17 protein-coding genes are annotated in these 18,848 nt (G+C 53.9%); 11 read left to right on the top strand and 6 right to left on the bottom strand.

Translation table 11 applies throughout. The features are described from left to right. The coding region (locus Q4E64_RS09940; RefSeq protein WP_303167747.1) for a hypothetical protein at positions 1 to 210 on the top strand (210 nt) is incomplete at its 5' end. 173 nt (positions 211 to 383) lie between these two features. Here Q4E64_RS09940 and Q4E64_RS09935 read toward each other — a convergent pair. The 5 genes from Q4E64_RS09935 to Q4E64_RS09915 form a co-directional block, all read right to left on the bottom strand. Then, positions 384 to 1,553, bottom strand: a complete 1,170-nt coding sequence (locus Q4E64_RS09935) for an iron-containing alcohol dehydrogenase (protein ID WP_303167746.1) — start codon at positions 1,551 to 1,553, stop codon at positions 384 to 386. A gap of 163 nt (positions 1,554 to 1,716) precedes the next feature. Further along, complete coding sequence (locus tag Q4E64_RS09930) at positions 1,717 to 2,202, bottom strand: YbaK/EbsC family protein (RefSeq protein ID WP_303167745.1); 486 nt, start codon at positions 2,200 to 2,202, stop codon at positions 1,717 to 1,719. 64 nt (positions 2,203 to 2,266) lie between these two features. Then, on the bottom strand, positions 2,267 to 3,352 hold the full coding sequence (trpS, locus tag Q4E64_RS09925; protein ID WP_303167744.1) for a tryptophan--tRNA ligase: 1,086 nt from the start codon (positions 3,350 to 3,352) through the stop codon (positions 2,267 to 2,269). Positions 3,353 to 3,512: 160 nt separating this feature from the next. Beyond that, positions 3,513 to 4,883: a sodium-dependent transporter gene (locus Q4E64_RS09920; RefSeq protein WP_303167743.1), complete on the bottom strand. Its 1,371-nt coding sequence runs from the start codon at positions 4,881 to 4,883 to the stop codon at positions 3,513 to 3,515. Positions 4,884 to 4,895: 12 nt separating this feature from the next. Beyond that, positions 4,896 to 5,336 carry a hypothetical protein gene (locus tag Q4E64_RS09915; RefSeq protein WP_303167742.1) on the bottom strand — a complete coding sequence of 147 codons (441 nt, stop codon included), beginning with the start codon at positions 5,334 to 5,336 and terminating at the stop codon, positions 4,896 to 4,898. Between the two features lie 239 nt (positions 5,337 to 5,575). Between Q4E64_RS09915 and Q4E64_RS09910 the strand changes: the two genes are divergently transcribed. Beyond that, complete coding sequence (locus Q4E64_RS09910; protein ID WP_303167741.1) at positions 5,576 to 6,289, top strand: SIMPL domain-containing protein; 714 nt, start codon at positions 5,576 to 5,578, stop codon at positions 6,287 to 6,289. A gap of 11 nt (positions 6,290 to 6,300) precedes the next feature. Here the strand turns inward: Q4E64_RS09910 and Q4E64_RS09905 are convergent, their stop codons facing one another. After that, positions 6,301 to 6,603 (bottom strand): hypothetical protein, encoded by a 303-nt coding sequence (locus Q4E64_RS09905; protein ID WP_303167740.1) that lies wholly within the window; start codon positions 6,601 to 6,603, stop codon positions 6,301 to 6,303. 223 nt (positions 6,604 to 6,826) lie between these two features. Here Q4E64_RS09905 and Q4E64_RS09900 point away from each other — a divergent pair, with 223 nt between their 5' ends. The 9 genes from Q4E64_RS09900 to Q4E64_RS09860 all read left to right on the top strand — a co-directional run bounded on the left by Q4E64_RS09900 (position 6,827) and on the right by Q4E64_RS09860 (position 18,844). Next, positions 6,827 to 7,021, top strand: coding sequence for a hypothetical protein (locus Q4E64_RS09900; RefSeq protein WP_303167738.1), 195 nt, complete (start codon positions 6,827 to 6,829; stop codon positions 7,019 to 7,021). Positions 7,022 to 7,036: 15 nt separating this feature from the next. Continuing rightward, positions 7,037 to 8,338: an amidohydrolase gene (locus tag Q4E64_RS09895; protein ID WP_303167736.1), complete on the top strand. Its 1,302-nt coding sequence runs from the start codon at positions 7,037 to 7,039 to the stop codon at positions 8,336 to 8,338. A gap of 86 nt (positions 8,339 to 8,424) precedes the next feature. Then, entirely contained in the window at positions 8,425 to 9,096 is a 672-nt protein-coding gene (locus tag Q4E64_RS09890; protein ID WP_303167735.1) for a hypothetical protein, read from the top strand. A gap of 31 nt (positions 9,097 to 9,127) precedes the next feature. Then, entirely contained in the window at positions 9,128 to 9,772 is a 645-nt protein-coding gene (gene fsa, locus Q4E64_RS09885) for a fructose-6-phosphate aldolase (protein WP_303167734.1), read from the top strand. 58 nt (positions 9,773 to 9,830) lie between these two features. After that, complete coding sequence (locus Q4E64_RS09880; RefSeq protein WP_303167733.1) at positions 9,831 to 10,874, top strand: copper amine oxidase; 1,044 nt, start codon at positions 9,831 to 9,833, stop codon at positions 10,872 to 10,874. 330 nt (positions 10,875 to 11,204) lie between these two features. Beyond that, the gene (locus Q4E64_RS09875; RefSeq protein WP_303167732.1) at positions 11,205 to 11,639 is read left to right on the top strand and encodes a Fur family transcriptional regulator; all 435 of its coding nucleotides are present in this window, start codon (positions 11,205 to 11,207) and stop codon (positions 11,637 to 11,639) included. A 54-nt stretch (positions 11,640 to 11,693) separates the two neighbouring features. After that, positions 11,694 to 12,233 carry a rubrerythrin gene (gene rbr / locus Q4E64_RS09870; protein ID WP_303167731.1) on the top strand — a complete coding sequence of 180 codons (540 nt, stop codon included), beginning with the start codon at positions 11,694 to 11,696 and terminating at the stop codon, positions 12,231 to 12,233. A gap of 295 nt (positions 12,234 to 12,528) precedes the next feature. Then, a complete protein-coding gene (locus Q4E64_RS09865) occupies positions 12,529 to 15,588 on the top strand; it encodes a PD-(D/E)XK nuclease family protein (protein WP_303167730.1) in 3,060 nt (1,019 codons plus the stop codon). Continuing rightward, the gene (locus tag Q4E64_RS09860; RefSeq protein ID WP_303167729.1) at positions 15,575 to 18,844 is read left to right on the top strand and encodes an exodeoxyribonuclease V subunit beta; all 3,270 of its coding nucleotides are present in this window, start codon (positions 15,575 to 15,577) and stop codon (positions 18,842 to 18,844) included. Before Q4E64_RS09865 ends, Q4E64_RS09860 begins: the two co-directional genes overlap by 14 nt. Positions 18,845 to 18,848 lie beyond the last annotated feature (4 nt).

Below are 18,848 nucleotides of genomic sequence, written 5' to 3'. Positions count from 1 at the left end.
GCAGTCATCCGCGGTTCGAATCCGTGCGCCGCCACCAAAAAGAAAGCAAGGCTCCTGAAGAAAAGGGAGTCTTTTTTGTATGCTCAGTTGGCGACAAAGGCATTAGAGGCGCTGGATAACAAGGAACAGCGAGGCTTGCGAAGCGAAGGCGTACTGGAAGTACGTCGAGCAAGCAAACGAAGCTGCGACGCAGGAAGACAGCGTCAATAATGACTTTGAGAGCATGCGGTTTATACCCGCAGTCATCCGCGGTTCGAATCCGTGCGCCGCCACCAAAAAGAAAGCAAGGCTCCCAATTTTGCTGAAGATAATGTAAATAATAGAACCGTAAACCAAAAGCGCAGGCCGCGAAGCCTGCGCTTTTAATGATTTTATTTTTAGTTTTAGAATGTTACCGGCGTGCCGTAATAAGCGCACAGCAGTACCTGCTTCATTTGTTCTTTATCGATGGGACGCGGGTTGGAGCTGGTGCAGGGGTCGAGTACCGCATTGGCGGCGATAGCGTCGGCGTTTTCCAGCAGCAGCTCTTCGCTGACGCCGTTGTCCTTATAGGTTTGAGCGATTCCCAGCTTTTTGTTGAGCCCTTTGATAGAATCTACCAACGCGGCGGTCAGCTGCTCGTCCGTAGCGCTGGGCAGGCCGATGCGGCGGGCAATTTCTGCATAGCGTGCGCCGCAGGTCTTGGCGTTATATTCGATAACCGACGGCAGCAGGATGGCGTTGCAGCAGCCGTGCGGGATATGGAAAACTGCGCCTGTTTTGTGCGCCAGGCTGTGGGCGATACCCAGCAAAGCGTTGGAGAAGGCCATGCCAGCCAGACATTGAGCGATATGCATCTTATCGCGGGCCGCTTTATCGCCGTGGTAGCTGGCTACCAGACTGTCATAAATATCGCTGATGGCCTGCAGCGCCAGCGCGTCCGAGAATTTGCTGCGGGCGGTAGCCACATAGGCTTCTATTGCGTGGGTTAAAGCGTCCATGCCGGTGTGAGCCGTCAGCATCTTGGGCATGGTCAGCGGGATATCCGTATCCAAAATGGCGATGTCAGGTGTAATTTCAAAATCTGCCAGCGGATATTTGATGTTGGATTTATAATCGGTAATTACCGAGAAGGCTGTAACCTCCGTAGCAGTGCCGCTGGTGGAGGGAATAGCTACAAAAATCGCTTTCTTGCGCAGCTTGGGAATGGTGAAGGGGTCTTTAATATCGTCAAAGGTTTTGTCCGGATGCTCGTAAAATACCCACATAGCTTTCGCTGCGTCGATGGGCGAGCCGCCGCCGATGGCGATAATTACGTCGGGCTCAAAGGCACGCATGGCTGCCGCGCCCTTAAAAACGGTTTCAATGGATGGATCAGGCTCAATGCCGTCAAAAAGTTGGGTTTCTATGCCGATGCCATGCAGTACGTCGGCTACCTTTTGCAAAAAGCCGCCGCGTTTCATTGAGCTGCCGCCGGTCAGAATCATCGCTTTTTTGTGTCCTGCCAAAACCTTCAGCTCGGCAATAGCGCCGGGTCCGTAATAAATATCACGTGGTAAAGTAAATCTAGCCATGGTGCACCTCCTAAAATATGCTGATAAGAAAAATTGTTTCTTATAAACATATTGTAACATCTTTAAAGCTTTTTAGGAAGAGAGTGCATCTGAAAATCTTTACGCAAAAGTGATATTATTAAGACTTTTTAGTGAACTGTACGCGTTGATAAAGAGGTTTGTTTTACAGTGCTGCGTATTGCACCGCATATCCGCATTGTGCCAGCAGCTTTTCTAAAGCGTCGCAGGGCAGCCAAACGGTTTGCGTATTGCCGTCCAAGGGTATGGCTACGGTTCTTCCTTGCAGAGCTGCGTCGAATACTACGGCGACAGGCTGGCTGCTGCCAAGCAAGGCAAGGGGCGTTACTGCTCCCGGCGTTACGTCCAGCATAGCTTGTACGTCCTGCGCCGCCGCCATCGTCAGGCGGCGTGAATGCAGCAGCGCACGCAGCTGCTTTAAATCAAGGCGCTTATCCAGGGGCAGTACCGCTAAATAAAAGCTTTGACGCTTATCGTCAGTGATAAAAAGGCTTTTGGCTGCCGCTTCTATTTCCGGCAGGCCAAGGGACAAGCCTTCGGCCACCGTATAAATAGGCTGATGCCGGCGCACTGTGCAGGGAATATGCTGCCGCTCTAAAAGCTCCAGCAGCTGATTGGCGTTCATTTTCATAAAGACCTCCGTATAAGAAAAAGGTTAGGCGCACCGCCGGGCGGCGTTCCTAACCTTTTGTTAATCAATGCTGCGGTTCATATGGTTGATGCATCAGCTCTTCATCCTCGAAGTAGTTGATGCGCATAGCGGCGCGCACGTCGTGCAAAGTAGCCGCCGCGGCTGCCGCCGCTACCTCGCTGCCCTTGCGTAAAATTTCGTAAACTTCGGGGATGCGCTGCTCCCACATATGACGGCGTTCGCGGATGGGCTCCAGCTCTTCCTCCAAGACCTTGTTGAGGAATTTTTTGACCTTAACGTCGCCTAAGCCGCCGCGTTGGTAATGGGCTTTGAGCTCGTCCAGGCTTTGGTAATCGGGCAGATATTTGGCGAAATGCTCTGGGCGGCAGAAAGCGTCCAGATAAGTAAAGACGCAGTTGCCTTCAATCTTGCCGGGGTCTTCTACGCGGATATGGTCGGGGTCGGTGTACATGGACATGATTTTTTTCTTGACCTCGGCGGGAGAATCGCTTAAATAGATGCAGTTGCCCAGGGATTTGCTCATCTTGGCCTTGCCGTCGATGCCGGGAAGACGCATGCAGGCGTCGTTGCCGGGCAGCGCGATTTCCGGCATGGTCAAGGTTTCACCGTAAACGGAATTAAATTTATGCACAATTTCCTTGCATTGCTCCAGCATGGGCATTTGGTCCTCGCCCACGGGAACGGTAGTGGCGCGGAAAGCGGTGATGTCTGCCGCCTGGCTGATGGGATAAACGAAGAAGCCTACGGGAATGCTGGCTTCAAAATTGCGCATTTTGATTTCTGTTTTAACGGTCGGGTTACGCTGTACGCGGGACACAGTGACTAAATTCATGTAGTAGAAGGTCAGCTCCGTCAGCTGGGGCACCATGGACTGTACGAAAATCGTAGTCTTGGCAGGGTCCAGGCCGCAGGCCAAGTAGTCCAGCGCTACCTCGATAATATTTTTGCGGACCTTTTCCGGATGCTCCGCATTGTCCGTCAATGCCTGGGCGTCGGCTATCATAATATATACTTTATCAAATTCGCCGGAATTTTGCAGGCGCACGCGCTCGCGCAAAGAGCCTACATAGTGGCCTACATGCAATCGCCCGGTGGGGCGGTCGCCGGTCAGGATAATTTTTTCTGCCATATCTCTATACCTCCAGGTGCTGTGAAGCTGGCGGCAGCTTGCCGTCAGCAAAATAATCTACTTTTAATTATACCTTTACTGGCGTGGGCTGTCAATGTAAGCTACTGCTGTCGGAGCGAAAGAAAAAGACCGTCCCCAAATAAGCGGGGACGGCCGTAGCTTATTTTGTAAATAAGGCGTAATAGCCGTTGGCGAAGATGTAGAGTACTACCAGGGGCAGGATATAGGTCGCATAAAAGCGAATCCATTTGGGGAAGCGCACGCCTTCGCCGGTATCCGCTTCGGTGATGAATTTATCCCAGCCCCAGCCGTAGCGGCTGGTACAGAAAGTGAGGTACACTAAGCTACCCAAGGGCAGCAGATTGTTGCTGACTAAAAAATCTTCCAAGTCCAGCACGCAGCTGCCCTCGCCCAAAGGTTGAAATTTGCTCCATTCGTTGAAGCCCAGCACGCAGGGTAGGGACAGCAGAATAATAGCGACGATATTATAGCGGATAACGCGCTTGCGCTCCCAACCAGTCAGGTCGCAAATGCAGGAGGTTATGTTTTCAAAAACTGCGATAACCGTGGACATGGCCGCAAAGAGCATGAAGAGGAAAAAGAGCGTACCCCAGACGCGACCGCCGCTCATGGCGTTGAACACATTGGGCAGCGTTACAAAAAGCAGGTTGGGACCGCTGCCGGGATTGATGCCAAAGCTAAAGCAGGCCGGGAAAATTATCAGGCCGGAAATAATAGCGACAAGAGTATCCAGCGCCATAATCCACATGGCTTCGCCTGTCAGGCGCTGCTCCTTGCCGATGTAGCTGCCGAAAATTGCCAGCGCGCCGATGCCTAGGCTGAGGGTAAAGAAGGATTGGCCCATGGCGGCGAAAACGACCTCGCGGACGCCATGCTCCATAACTTTATTGAAATCGGGGTAAAGATAATATTTTAAGCCTTCGGCGCTGTTAGGCAGGGTAATAGAATTGACGGCTAAAATAATCATGAGGATGAGCAGGCAGGCCATCATATTTTTGGTGATGCGCTCTACGCCTGCCTTGACGCCTAAGTAGCACACGCCGAAGCACAGCAGTACGATAATTACCATGTTGAGGGCCATGGTCAACGGGTCGTTCAGCAGCGCGCCGAAAATCTGGCCTACGCCGTCGGCGTCCAGACCGACAAAGCCGCCCACCGCCATTTTATAGAAATAATACAGCATCCAGCCGGAAACGGTGGTATAGAACATCATCAGAATGATGTTGCCTGCGATAGCGCCGTATTTATACCAATGCCATTTGCTGCCGGGCGGTTCCAGCACGTCGAAGGATTTGGCGGCGCTGCGCACGCTGGCGCGGCCTACGGCAAATTCGGCTACCATAATGGGCAGGCCCAACATCAGCAAGAAGCACAGGTAAATAAGCACGAAGGAGGCGCCGCCGTAAAGCCCGGTAATGTAAGGAAAACGCCACACATTACCTAAGCCGATGGCGCAGCCGGCAGAGATCAGGATAAAGCTGATTCTGGAAGAAAAATTTTCACGTTCCACAACAGTCACCCGTTATTTCTTTTCTTCCTGAGCGGAAGCCTGTGCCGGAGCTTTGTAGGGAGCCAGCGTCAGGTCGGTCATTTTGTTTTTCTTATCAAAAATGAATTGCATGGTTACGACGTTTTCTTTGCTGAAGGAGCCGATATAAGTAATACTGTCGGCTTGGTCAAAGCGTTGGAAGGCGAAGAATTTGGCTTCCTTCAAGATGCCGAAGCGGTCCTGGACTGCTTTTTGCAGCGCGGCAAAGCCCTTTTCACCCATATTTTGATCCAGGGATTTGCTGATTAAGGGCAGCAGAGAGGAATATGCCGGAATAGGCTCGCCGTCCAGCGCGTCGATAACTACTTCCACGGCTTTTTGCTGTTTGTTTAAATCGCCGCCGTCGGCAGCTAAGCACAGGCTGCTGCCTGCTAAAGTGAGCAGAGTGGTAAGCAGTATAACAAATTTTTTCATAAGTAAGCACCTCTTTCAGAAATGTTTTAAGCTATTTACTCTATCATAAGCTTTTTTGCAGCAATAGTAAAGCGGACGCCGGATTTTTTTAGCGGAAAGTTGCCATGGGCGTGCGTTATTGCTTTTAAATATGACTTTTTTGTGTTTTTTCGCTTTGCGGCGCTTTCGTATGCTATACTAAAGACAACGCAAACAGAGCCGTTGGGCTTTGTCTGAAGTTTATACGAGGAGGTTTTAGTATGTATCGATTGCGTCGTTTATGTATGGCTCTATTAGTGATGTGCCTGACAATGCTGGGGAGCGCGGCTGTCTTCGCGGCGGAAAACATTGACCGTGTGACGGTCAACGCCAGCGCGACGATGGAGGTAGCGCCGGATACCGCGTATTTGTATTTTGCGGTTGAAGGGCGCGGCGATAAGGCGGCGGACGCCGTGGCGGAAGCGGCTAATAAGATGGAAGCGGTTCGGCGTTCACTCTTAGGCTTAAATATTGTGGGCGACAGCGTGAGCACCACCAGTTACAGCCTGAACCGCAGCTATGACAATAAGGGTCGCGCCGACGGGTACGTAGCCCGCAACGCCGTGCGCGTCAAGGTTACGGACGTCGCCAAGGTGGGCGGCGTTATCGATAAAATCAGCGGCGCAGGCGTGGACAATATCAGCAATATCAACTTTACTGTCAGCGAAAGCAAGGGATATCGCAACCAGCTGTTAGCGCAAGCCGTAGAAAACGCACGCCAGCAGGCTGCGGTGCTAGCTAACGCCGGCGGCAGAAGCTTAGGGCGTCTGGTGAGCGCCTCAGTCCACAATATTAACGGCTTTGAAAGAAGCTATCCCATAGCCGGAAATATGATGCTGAAAACTGCGGATATGAGCGCAGGCGAAGCGACGCGCATTGAAACGCAAAATATTAAGCTGACCGCGTCCGTGGAAACTGTTTTTGCAATGCAGTAACGCGTTCGCGCTTAGCTTTTAGGCAGCTTGTAGGCGCGCAGGGCTTCCAGCAGCTCTGCGCTGCCTGCGGGATGGGCGGCGCACAAATCTTTAAGGGCGGCGAAATTTTTCAGCTCCACGCCCCACAGGAAGCAGTCGGCGTCGTCATAGGCGGCCGCGACGATAAAGCCTTTTTCATTGACCGGGGTTTTGCCCAAATCGTCGGTTAGCATAACATAAGCGTCATCGAAATCCATTCCGTAAACGGTAATATTTTCTTCGGGAGTAACGTCCTCCCAAAAGCCCAATTTGTCAAAATCAGCAGCAGTAAGCATGATGCACCAGCCTTTCTGTAATAATGCTTTGCTACTATTATACTCGTTTCTGGGATTACAGACAAATTCTTTAGCGTGAAAACGGAATTTTGTTCAAAAGCAGCTCTTGCCGGAAGCTTTTCTTGCAAGGGCTGCTTTTCTTTTAACGCTTTGTATGCTGCCTGCCTTTGCCAAGCAAATTATTTGTGCTATAATAGTTCTGTATTTACAGGGGGGTGGCGCCATGAAAAATAAAGAACGGGGACCGCTGCAAATCGAGTTTATCTGCCCAAAATGCGGCAAGCGGTTGGCCTGGGCGCTGCCAAACTCTGCAATGAACTGTCCTGCCTGCGGCACGTGGGTAACGCAGAAAAACCGCCGCAAAAATCAGGGCGAGGTATTTCTGCCCTTGGACAGCGACCAAACTGTACTTTTTTGAATGGGGGAATATATTGTGGCAAGTATCTGGGAGCAGGCTCAAGCCTTGCGTGAAGAAATGACGGCAAGAAGGCGCAATCTGCACCGGCATCCGGAAACGGGCTGGACGGAATTCCGCACGGCCGGCATGGTTATTAAGGAACTGCGTCGGCTGGGCTACGAGGTAAGCTTCGGCGCCGAGGTGGTGGACGAGGCTTCCATGATGGGCGTACCGTCGGCGGCGGAGCTGGAGCAATACATGGCTCGCGCTGTCAGCGAGGGCGCGGACCCGGAGCTGGTTAAGCAAATGGCAGGGGGCAAAACCGGTGTGGTAGCCGTGCTGCGCAGCGGCAAGCCCGGCAAGACGGTAGCCTTCCGCTTTGATATGGACTGCAACGATGTGGAAGAAGAACGTGGAGCCGGGCACCGTCCGGCGCAGGAGGGCTTTGCCTCCTGCCATACCAGGGCTATGCACGCCTGCGGTCACGACGGCCACGTTACTATCGGCCTGGCCGCGGCCAAGCTTATCGCCGCTAACAGGGAGCAGCTGGCCGGTACCGTTAAGCTGATTTTCCAACCGGCGGAGGAGGGTGTGCGCGGCGCTTACGCTATGGTCAACGCCGGCGTTGTGGACGATGTGGATTACCTTTTCGGCGGGCATATCGGTTTTAAGGCTACTGCCGACAACGCTTTGATTACTATGACCGACGGCTTTTTGGCTACGACCAAGCTGGACGCTGTGTTCAAGGGCGTGTCCGCTCACGCAGGAGCTGCGCCGGAGCAGGGCAGGAACGCTTTGCTGGCCGCCGCGCAGGCTGCCATTTCCCTGAACACTATTTCCCGCCACAGCCAGGGCTCCAGCCGCATTAACGTAGGCGTGCTGAACGCCGGTACGGGGCGCAACGTCGTGCCGGACATCGCTTCCTTGAAGCTGGAAACCAGGGGCGCTACTACGGAGATCAATAATTTTATGGTCAGCGAAGCCCGCCGTATGCTGGAGGCCTGCGCCGCTATGTACGACGTACAGCTGCAGGTTAGTATGGCCGGCGCTGCTCCCGCTTGTCTGGCGGATAAGGAGCTGGGCCACGAGGTTGCGGAGCTTGTGAAGGCTAAGTGCGGCTACGAGCAGGTGTTGGAATATGTGGATATGGGCGGCAGCGAGGACTGCGGCTACTTTATGGAGCGCGTACAGCAAAGGGGCGGTCAGGCTTTGTATATGATGTACGGTACGCAGATTGCCGCCGGGCATCATAACAGCCGTTTCGATTTTCATGAGGACTGCCTGTGGAAGGCTGCCGCTACGCTGACGGAAATCGCCGTGCATTTCACTAATAAATAAGACGCAATAAAGATTCCTTTTCGTTATACTTTCGCCATATTATTCTGTTATAGTGATAGACAAGATATTTCACGGAGGTATGAGCTATGAAAATGATGTGTAAGGCTGCCGCTGTTATGGGCTGTTTGCTGGCTTTAGGTGTGGGTTCGGCGTTGACCGAGGCTCACGGCCATTGGGGGCGCGGCCATGGCGGCTGCGGCGGATATTACTGCGAGCCGCGCGGTTATGGATACGAGCGGCAGGGGGAGCTGTCGCCTGACCCGGAGGTAATGCGCGCGCCCGCTATGCAGCGGTTAAACGGCGTTATCGTTGCTATTGAGGGCCGCAGCGTAGAGGTAAAGGGTGACGATGGTCGCAGCGTAATCGGTTTGCTGAACCGCGACACCTATATTATCGACGGCGCGAAGGGTAATTTGCGCTTGCCGGGCGTATTGCAGGAGGGGCAAAAGATCAGCTTGTATTATTCCAGCCGCATGACGCGCAGCCTGCCGCCCCAGGCAGCAGCTTACGCCATAATTTTGGGCGCTGCGCAGGAGACGCCTTTGTTCTTCCCGGTGGCTCAGGCGCAGCTGGCGGAGGATGGCAAAGCCGTGCGCGTTTTGAACGACAATAACGATATTATAGCTACTATCGACAGTGCGGCCTGTCCGGACTACGAGCAGATTTTGCCGGGCGATATACTTCTGGTGTGGACGAAGGCAATGACAATGAGCCTGCCAGCGCAAATTAACGCCGATAAGGCGGTAATTTTGCCGTAAGCTTACAATAATAGTAAAAGAGGTTGTGTGTATGAAAATTTTTATGGATACTGCTAATGTTGAAGAAATCGCCAAATTCGTCGATTGGGGCGTAGTGTACGGCGTTACGACTAACCCCAGCCTGATCGCTAAAAGCGGACGCACTCAGGCCGAGGTAATTCCTGAGATTGCCGCTTTAGTCAGCGGCCCGGTCAGCGCCGAGGTCATCAGCACCGAATGCGCAGGCATGGTGGAGGAAGCGCGTAAGCTGGCTAAGATTGCCGGTAACGTGGTCGTCAAGATTCCCTGCATTCCCGAAGGCTTAAAGGCTGTAAAGATTTTGAGCGCCGAAGGCATTAAGACTAACGTAACGCTGGTGTTCAGCATGTCCCAGGCCTTGATGGCCGCCCGCGCAGGCGCTACCTATGTAAGCCCCTTTATCGGCCGTCTGGACGATATTGGCGAAAACGGCGTACAGCTGGTGGAAAATATCGTTAAGGCCTTCAAGCTGTACGGCATTGAAACCGAGGTTATTGCCGCCAGCATACGCAATTTGGAGCATGTGGAGAAGGTAATGCTGACGGGCTGTCAGATTGCTACCATCCCTACCAAAGTGTTGGAGCAGATGATTAAGCATCCTTTGACGGATAAGGGCTTGGCGCAGTTTATGCTGGATTACCAAAATTCTTTAAAATAAGGCTTGGCTCCCCCATATGCGGGGAGCTTTTGCTTTGATATGGAGCAGGGTGAATAGAATGAATTGCAGGAACTTACTGCTGGGCGCGGCTTTGTGGCTGGCCTGCGGCGTATTTAACACAGTGGCGGCGCAGTCTGCCGTTACAATTCCGGAGGATTATGCAGCGCGGGAGGTTAAGGCCGATTTTGTTGCCAACGGGCCTAGGCTGCTGTTTTCCGACAGCCCGGAGATGGTTTATCAAACGGGCATTTTGTATCGTGATAAGGTGCAGGGCGCGGTACGCATCTTTTTCCATCATGTCAACGCTATGAACAGTCCTAAGAAGCTGGCGCTGCTACTGCGCAACGAGGACCAGCTGCGCCCGGTGGCTTATACCGTTAAACGCAGGGGAGTCAGCCAGCCGGATTATAATTATATGAACGCCGGTAAAAAAGCGGAACTGGATTATTTTACCGAAGAACAGCGGCAGGAAGGCGGACGGCTGGGCTTTGGTTCCAGCTGCGAGCTGCTGGGCGGGAGCGGCGTTGTGCTGTCGCCTGACGAAATAGTAACGGGAATGATAGATTTGGAGCTGACGCGCCCGGCGCAGATCAGCGTATTGCTGTGCGAGCCGCAGACGGATCTTGAAATCTTTAACGACAGCGCGGCTATTCTGCCCATGGACGAGCATCCGCTGCGGGGAAGCTTTGCTGGCGGCGATTGGCATTATACTCTAAAAAATCCGGTGCAGCGCGACGGTACGCCTTATAAGCTGAAGCTGGCGGGAGCGGACGCGGGCTACGCTAAGGGCGTGGACGCTACCACGGGGCTGGCGGCAGAAAACTACGGCAATTATGGCGTCGTTTATCAGGTGAATTTTACGGTAGCAGGCGATAAGCCGGTAAGCTTGGTGCTGAACCCCATTGGCGGCGCTTTTGCAGGCTACGGCGTACTGCAAAGCGAGAAGGGAAGAAGGTTGCTGGCGCTGCCGGATTATGCTTTATGCTTTGGAGAGCGTTTGGAGGACGCCGTGGATTTAGGCAGGCTGAAGCCGGGGAATTACAGCTTTATCTGGTCGCCGCCGGGAGCTTCCAACCTGCCGGTGGAGCTGATTTGGCGCTAAGCGGCTGCAGCTGCGTTTTTAAGTAATAATCTTAAATAAAAAATAAGCGTGAGGGCTAGGGCAAGGCTTTCACGCTTTGGCTTTTTAGACGGCTTTTTCGCTTGACGGCAGGGTGTTTTGTGCAAGGCAGACAATTATGTATTGTTTGTAAACTGTTGACTATTATCTTTTTAGCGAAATAAGAATTTCTCAATAACATACCGGACAGTTCTTGAAAATTGTACATTTTATTTGTGATATTAGTGTAGCTTGTGCTAAAAAGCACTTGACAAATTCAGTACAAAATGTATAATTCTAATTGAGAATAATTTTTGATAAAAGGATGATGACATGGCTAAAAGAAATACTATCCAAAGGCAACTCGTTATTGCAGCCGTACGTTTTTTAGCAGATCACCCTACTGCTGAAGAAGTGTATGACCGCATCACTATGGAATACCCAGACATCAGCAAAGGTACCGTTTACCGCAATCTGAACAGCTTGGTGGAAAGCGGCCTGCTGGGCAAGGTTTCCGTTCCGAGCGGCGCAGACCGCTTCGACCATATTCTGGCGCGTCATTACCACATTAAATGCACCGAATGCGGCAAATTTATGAATGTGGAAAATTTTGATTACATTCCGGATATGGACGATAAGGTGGCTGCTGTAACCGGCTACAAAATGAACCATCATGATATCGTTTTCAGCGGCGTATGCCCGGATTGCCAAAAGAAAGTACACGACGCGCCTGAAAGCGAAGACGTTTTAGGCGAGGATAAAAACTAACGTCGGGTAGGCAATATTTGCCCAATGTTGCAGAAGTAACGAGGAGGGAAAATCATGGAATTAAAAGGCAGCAAGACTGAGAAAAATTTACAAACTGCATTTGCAGGCGAATCTCAGGCGCATACTAAGTATCAATATTACGCTAGCGCAGCTAAAAAAGAAGGCTATAATCAAATAGGCGCTATTTTCAGCGAAACTGCGGGCAACGAAAAGGAGCATGCTAAGATTTGGTTTAAGGCATTGCATGGCGGCAGCGTTCCCAAGACCATGGAAAACCTGAAGGATGCGGCAGCAGGCGAAAACTACGAGTGGACTGAAATGTACGCAGAATTTGCCCAAACCGCTAAGGAAGAAGGCTTTAACGATTTGGCAAGGCTTTTCGAAGAAGTCGGCAAAATTGAAAAAGAACATGAGGAGCGTTATCGCGCTTTAATCGCCAATATTGAAAACGACCGCGTATTCCAACGCGAGGAAAAGAAAGTTTGGATCTGCACTAACTGCGGCAAGATCGTCGTAGCCGATAAGGCTCCTGCTAAATGCCCGGTTTGCGACCATCCGCAAGGATACTTTGAATTGAAGGTTATCAATTACTAATAATTCCGTATCCCCAAGCATTAAGTAAATATGTAAACAAAGCAGCCTGTGAGTTTTCGCAGGCTGCTTTTAATATATGGAACCGGCGTTAAGGCTGGGGATGCGCGGCGGAAGGCGCAGGTATTGGTTTAGGCAGATTGTGGTATAAAAACTGCTTCCTGCTTGCGCTATTAAAGAGTTGTAGATGATGTCCCAGCCGTATATAATATAAAGAAGAAATGCACCGGATGAAATAATTTATGTTTGCGTCGGTTGACATCAATGGATTAAGCAAGAGCTTTACAAGGAGGCTTCTATGATAAATTTAATGTGCGTACCCTTGGGGTGCAGCCTGCGCCCGCGTTTTTGCGCCGAGCTGGAGGGTTTGCCCCAGGGCGTGTTGGTGCTGCCCAACGGTTTGCTGCTGAACGAGGTGCGGCGGCAGGGCAACGCGCCGTGCCTGGGCATGGACACTTTGGCAAATAAAATTCTGAATCTCAACGGCTATGTGGATTTTCACCAGATTAACCGCCGCAGCCAGGAGCTGGTGGTGGAGGAAATGATCGGCGATTTGCTGGACGCGGATAGAATGGCGTATTTTGGCGATTTGGCAGCGAAACAGGGCTTTGTGAAAGCCATGACTTCGCTTGTCGGCCAGCTGGCGCGCAGCGGCGCGGCGCAGGAAGAAATCAGTCGGGCCTTGTCCGAGTGGGACAGGCCGGGCAATTTGGGGAAAAAGGACAGGGAGATAGCTTTACTGTATCAGTTTTACCGTAATCATTTAAAAAACAAGAATTGGTTTGATTTGGAAGGCAAATATCGTTTGGCTATTTTGGTTTTGCAGGACGAGGACGCGCGCTTGCCGTGGCAGCAGGTGTATTTCAGCGATTTTTACAGCTTCGATAAATTGCAGCTGGATTTTATCAAAGCCTTAAGCAAGCGCTGCCAAGTGACGGTGGGGATGTGCTGGGAGCCGAAGCTGACGGAAGCGGATAAGGACAGGGAGCGCTTTTTCGCGGCGTCGCGGACAACGTACATGGAGCTGGAGGGTATGTGCTACGCCGGCGGCGGTCAGCTGCAAGCGCAGTCTTACCCCGAAGCTTGGGACGGGAGCGCGGGCTGCGAACAGGTACGCCGTAACTTGGGACGCAGGGCGCAGCCGCTGCCGCCGACGGACGACGTGCAGCTGTATTGCTTTAGCGAACGCGAACAGGAAATGCGCTGGACGCTGGCGCAGGTGAAGGAATTATTGCGGCGGGGCGTGCCTGCGGATAATATCGCCGTGGCGGTGCGCGACCTGTCGCTGTACAGCGGCCTGCGGCTGATTGCCGACGAATACGGCTTGCCGGTAACGCTGCCCCAGAGCAGCAGCTTGACGGCGCAGCCTTTAGCGGAAATAATTTTGCTGTCGCTGGCGGCCGAGCCTGACACGGTAGAAGGAGCGCAAGCCTATTTTAAGCTGCTGCTTGCGAGTCGCGCCCTTTTGCATGCGGACGGCGAGGCGGCGGACGAGCTGCGCCGGGAAAAATATTTTACCAGCCGCCGCAGTGCGCAGGAGGAAGCGCGCGAGCTGGCGGGCGACGACGAAGTGTGGCGGTTGCTGGACGCTTTTTTGGAAGCGCTGCCGCCGCAGGCGACGCTGGAGATTTACGGCGAACAGATTATAGAGTTCTTGCAGCGGCTGCAGCTGGAGCAACGCTTAGGCGAACTATATAAAAAAGATATAGCGACGCTGGCGGAGGTCGGCGCCGTTTTACAGTCGCGCGAGGTGATAAGCGCCGCGGTAAGGCAGCTGTTGGACGATTACGCCGCCTGCGGCAGGAGCAAGGCTGTCGTCGAGTTGGGTCGCTGGCGGGAAATCTTGACCGACGCTTTGCGGCAGGTAACAATCACGCTGCAAGGCGGCCGCCAGGACGGCGTGCTGGTGACCGAGGTCGTCAACCTGCAAGGCTTGAGCTTTGATTACGTTTACCTTTTGGGCTTGCGCGAGGGCGAGTTCCCGCGCGTTAATAATGAAAATTGGATTTATAACGATGCAGAGCGCAAAGAGCTGCGCGATATGGGCCTGGATATGCCGACTACGGCCAGCTCCTATGCCGAGGACGCCTGCTTTTTCGGCGCAGCGGCTGCGTCTGCACTTAAGCGTTTGACGCTGACCTTTTATAAGGACGAGCAGGCCGGGGCCAGCCGTTATGTGGAAATGGCGCAAAAGCTTTTTGCCGATGCGGACGGCGGCCTGCTTCCCATCGCCTGCGATCCGCTCAAGCCTGCCGCTTCGCCGCAGGAGCTGGCGCAGCTGGGGAAAAGCTGCGACAAGGGGTGGCTGCGCGGCGCTTTGGGCGAAGTGTGTCTGCATGCGGCGCAGGCGGACGACCGGCGCGCCTGCGAGCCGCGTTATAACGGCGCGCTGCAGGACGAAGCGTTGCTTAAAAAGATACGGAGCAGCGTGGGCAGCAGCTTCAGCGCCAGTATGCTGGAAGTTTACGCGCAATGCCCCTTCCGCTTTTTGGGAGAGCGGCTGTGGAGGCAGCAGGAGTTCGCGGCGTTGGACGACGAGCTGACGCCAGCGGACGAGGGCGATATTTTGCATCAGACCTTGGCGCGGTTTTTAGGCAAGTACCTAGGCGTTAAGCTTTACGAATTCCCCGCGGACGAGCTGCGGCTGGAGCTGGCGCAGGACTTCGCCGATATTTGCCGCGACGCGGAGGAGCGGGGCGTTGTGGTCGGCGGCTTGCTGTGGCAGGCGGAGCGGCCGCGCTTGGAAAAGCTTTTGCAGCAATGGCTGGAGTTTGAGCTGGCAGACCAACGGCGGTGGACAGGCTTTACGCCCTGCGCTGTGGAATGGGATTTCAGCTCGCGCAACGGCAAGCCGCTGCCATTGTACTTGCCGGACGGCAGCCGCGTTACGCTGAACGGGCGCATAGATAGGCTGGACGGCGACGATGGGCACGTTTTTGTGACGGATTATAAACGCAGCGCCGCTCCCAGTAAAAAGGATTTGGAGCAAGGCTTCGATTTGCAGCTGCCAATATATTTGCTGGCGATTGCGGATTTATATAAGGCCGCGCCCGCAGGTGGAACATACTTCGTTTTGAAAAACGGCGAGCGAGCCAGCAGCTTTGTCTTAGAGGACGTGGGCAACGACGATTTGCCGTATAAAATAAATAAGAACGGGCTGAATTCCGGTTGGGAAAGTTTCCGGCAGTTTTGCCGCCAGCTATTGGTTAATTATATAGAAGGAATTTACGGCGGCGATTTTGTCGTAGCGCCGCGTAAAGCGTGCAGCGATTTTTGCCAGCTGAAAAATATTTGCCGCCTGGCTGTAATACCGGGCGTGCGGGAGCAGGGAGGCGCGTCGGAAGATGGAAAAGCTTAAAGAACAACCGCAGCAAACGCAGGCTATCCGCGCTATCGGCTGCAATGTGGCGGTATCCGCAGGCGCGGGCAGCGGCAAGACACGCGTGCTGGTGGAACGCTTTGTGCATATTTTGCAGCAAGGACAGGGAGCGACGTGGGCTTCGGATATATTGGCCATCACCTTTACCCGTAAGGCTGCGGCTGAAATGAAGGAGCGCGTGCGCAAACTGCTGGCGGAGCGCGCCGACGGGGACGCGAGCGGCTTTTGGCGCGAACAGCTGGAGGACTTGGAGCGCGCGCAGATTAGCACTATCCACGGCTTATGCAGCAGAATTTTGCGCGAGAACCCGGTAGAAGCGCAGCTTGACCCCGGCTTTACGCTGGCGGAAGAATTTGAGGGCGAAGAATTTATGGCGCGGTGTTTGCAAAAATATCTGCGCATGAGCCTGCGCCGGCAGGACCAGGCGGTCTGCGCTTTAGTTGAGCTTTACGGCGTGAACGCTTTGCGGGGGCAGCTAACTGAGCTTTTGCCGGAGCTGGAAAATATAGTATCCTGGGGCGATTTAGCCGCGCCTTATCAAAACAGCTTCGCGCTTTACGACGCTAAGCGCGAAGAGCTATGCGCCGTTTTGCAGGATCTGGAGTTGCGGATAGCGGAGCTGGCGGGCAAGGCGACCGCCGCTTTGGCAGCTTTGGCGGAGCAGTTGCCGGAAGCTATGCAGGCCGTTAGCCGTGACGATTACGTTCCTTTGGACAACGCCATGCAGGGAGTAACGGCGCGCGGCAAATTAAAGGACAGCGTCAAGGCTGTGAGAAATTTGCGCGCTGAGCTGGACGCTTTGGCGGCGGATAAGGCGGCCGCGGCGTTACTGCCGCTGTGGCAGGAGGTATTACAGGATTTAGCCGCTTATATAAGAGGACAGAAGCAGGAACGCGATCTCCTGACCTTCGACGATTTGGAGTTATTGACGCTGCGGCTTTTGGAGAACAATCCGCAGGTGCGGCGCAAATATCAGGAGCGCTTTCATTATATTATGGTGGATGAATTCCAGGATACTAACGAGCGGCAGAAGCGGCTGATTTACTTTTTGTGCGGCGACAGCGGCGAACAGCTGCAAGGCGATAAATTATTTATCGTGGGCGACCCCAAGCAGTCCATTTATCGTTTCCGCGGCGCGGACGTAAGTGTTTTCGCCAAAGTGCGGCGCGATATTGCGGCGCAGGGCGGACAGCTGCTGACATTAAGTAAAAACTTCCGCAGCGCCGATAAAATTTTAACGACGGTCAACGTCGTTTTCAAAACGCTGTTGGGCGAGGATACCGGCCGCGACGTTTATTTTGAAGCGCTGGATTTTGATAAAAGCGGCACGACGCGTCCGGAGCTGTTGCTCTTGCCCTACGACAAGGAGTGCGGGCGCAGCAGCTTCGAAGTGGAGGCTGAAGCTTTGGCGCATAAGGTGCGCAGCGTTCACGACGAGGGCGTGCCCTACGGCGAAATGGCCGTGCTGCTGCGCAGCGTGACGCATTGCGGCGAGCTGGCGGAGGCTTTGCAGCGCTGCGGCGTGCCTTACGAGATTATCGACGGCAAGGACTTTTACGAGCGGCAGGAGGTTTTGGATTTACTACACTTGCTGACGGCGCTGCAGAACCGCCGCCGCAGTTTGGAGCTGGCGGGAGTCCTGCGCTCGCCTTACTTTGGCTTGGACGACGAAACGCTGACGAAATTATTTTTAAGCGACGCCGAGTGCCTGTGGGACGCTTTGCAGCAGGCGGACGCAGACGAATTTCCACAAGAGCAGGGTGCTTTGCTGCGGCGGGCGGCTTCTATTTTGGCGGAGCTGCGCAGCTGCGCCGCCTTGTGCGCGCTGCCTGAATTGTGGCAGAGGTTGTGGCAAACGCTTGCGGTGGACGGCGTATTATCCCTACAAGAGCACGGGGCCAATAAGCTGGCGAACGCTAAAAAGCTGCGGCAGCTGGCGCAGGAATATTGCGCGCAGCAAAACGGCACGCTGGGCGGGTGGCTCGACTATGTGCGGCGGCTGCGCGAGGCGGCGGCCAGGGAAACGACGGCCAATTTAAACAGCGTCGACGCCGTGCGCATTATGACGATTCATAAATCCAAGGGCTTGGAATTTAATACGGTCTTTTTGCCCTTTTTGGGCAACGCCGTCAGGAGCGACGCTTCGATAATAAAATTTCTGCCGGACGTCGGCTTAGGGATAACGGCGCCGCTGGCCAACGGGCAGCTGATAATGAGCGGCGTATTGCAGCGTGTTAAAGCGTTGGATAAGGAGCTGGAGCTGGAGGAACGCAAGCGCCAGCTGTATGTGGCTATGACCCGCGCCGAAGGGCGGCTGATCATGTGCGGCGTCACAAGCGGCAAGGAGAAGAACGATAAGCCGCTGGCGGAGCAGAACTGGCTGCAGCAGCTCAAGCGGCTGCTGGAGGACGGGACGGAAGCGGCGGTGCAGGTTTTCGCCAGCGAAGCGCAGTACGCAGGAGCGGCGGCTGTATGTGAGCCTGAGACGGTAACGGAGGAACTGCTGGCGGCTATCGCGCCGCTGCCAGTTTATGCCGAAAGCGGGCGCAGGCAGTTCAGTCCGTCGGCTTTGCAAACGTACCTGCAATGCCCGCGTATGTATTACTACCAGCAGGTTTTGCGTTTGCCGGGGTTGGAAGAAACCGGCGACGGCGCGCGTTTGCCCGCTTATGTGACGGGTCTTATCGTGCATCGCGCTTTGGAAATATATAACGGCGACGAGCAGGAGGCGCTGGCTGCGGGCGTTAAGCAGTACGCTCCCGGTTGCGCCGCGCCGGAAGCGGCAGCCATGCTGCGCAATTATCTAAGCAGCGAGCTGTACCGGTCTTTGCCTGCTAAACAAAGGCGCGAGCTATCTTTCGTTTACCCTGCGGGAGCAGGCTTGAGCGTCGTCGGCGTTATAGATTTAGTCGGCGAAACGGAAGCGGGGCTATTGCTTGTGGATTATAAAACAGGACGCCCGCCTGCGCCGGGGCAAATCCCTCTTGGTTACGCGTACCAATTAGCGTTGTATAGAGCTGCCGCCGAAAAAATTTTGCGCCGTTCGGTCGCGCAGGCGCGGCTGCATTATTTGCAGGACCTTAGCGCGCGCGATTTGCCAAACGACCGCGATTATCTGGCCGACGCTTTGAGCTTGTGCCGCGAAATCAGCGCGAAGGGGCGGGAAGAAGATTTTACCTGCCGCCTTGAGTCCTGCGGCCATTGCCAGTATAATTATTTATGTAAGCAAAAATGAGGGG

Source organism: Phascolarctobacterium sp. (assembly GCF_030531065.1).
Lineage (GTDB): Bacteria > Bacillota > Negativicutes > Acidaminococcales > Acidaminococcaceae > Phascolarctobacterium_A.
Note: the sequence above shows the minus strand (reverse complement) of the source record. Positions and strands in the feature narration are given on the sequence as shown.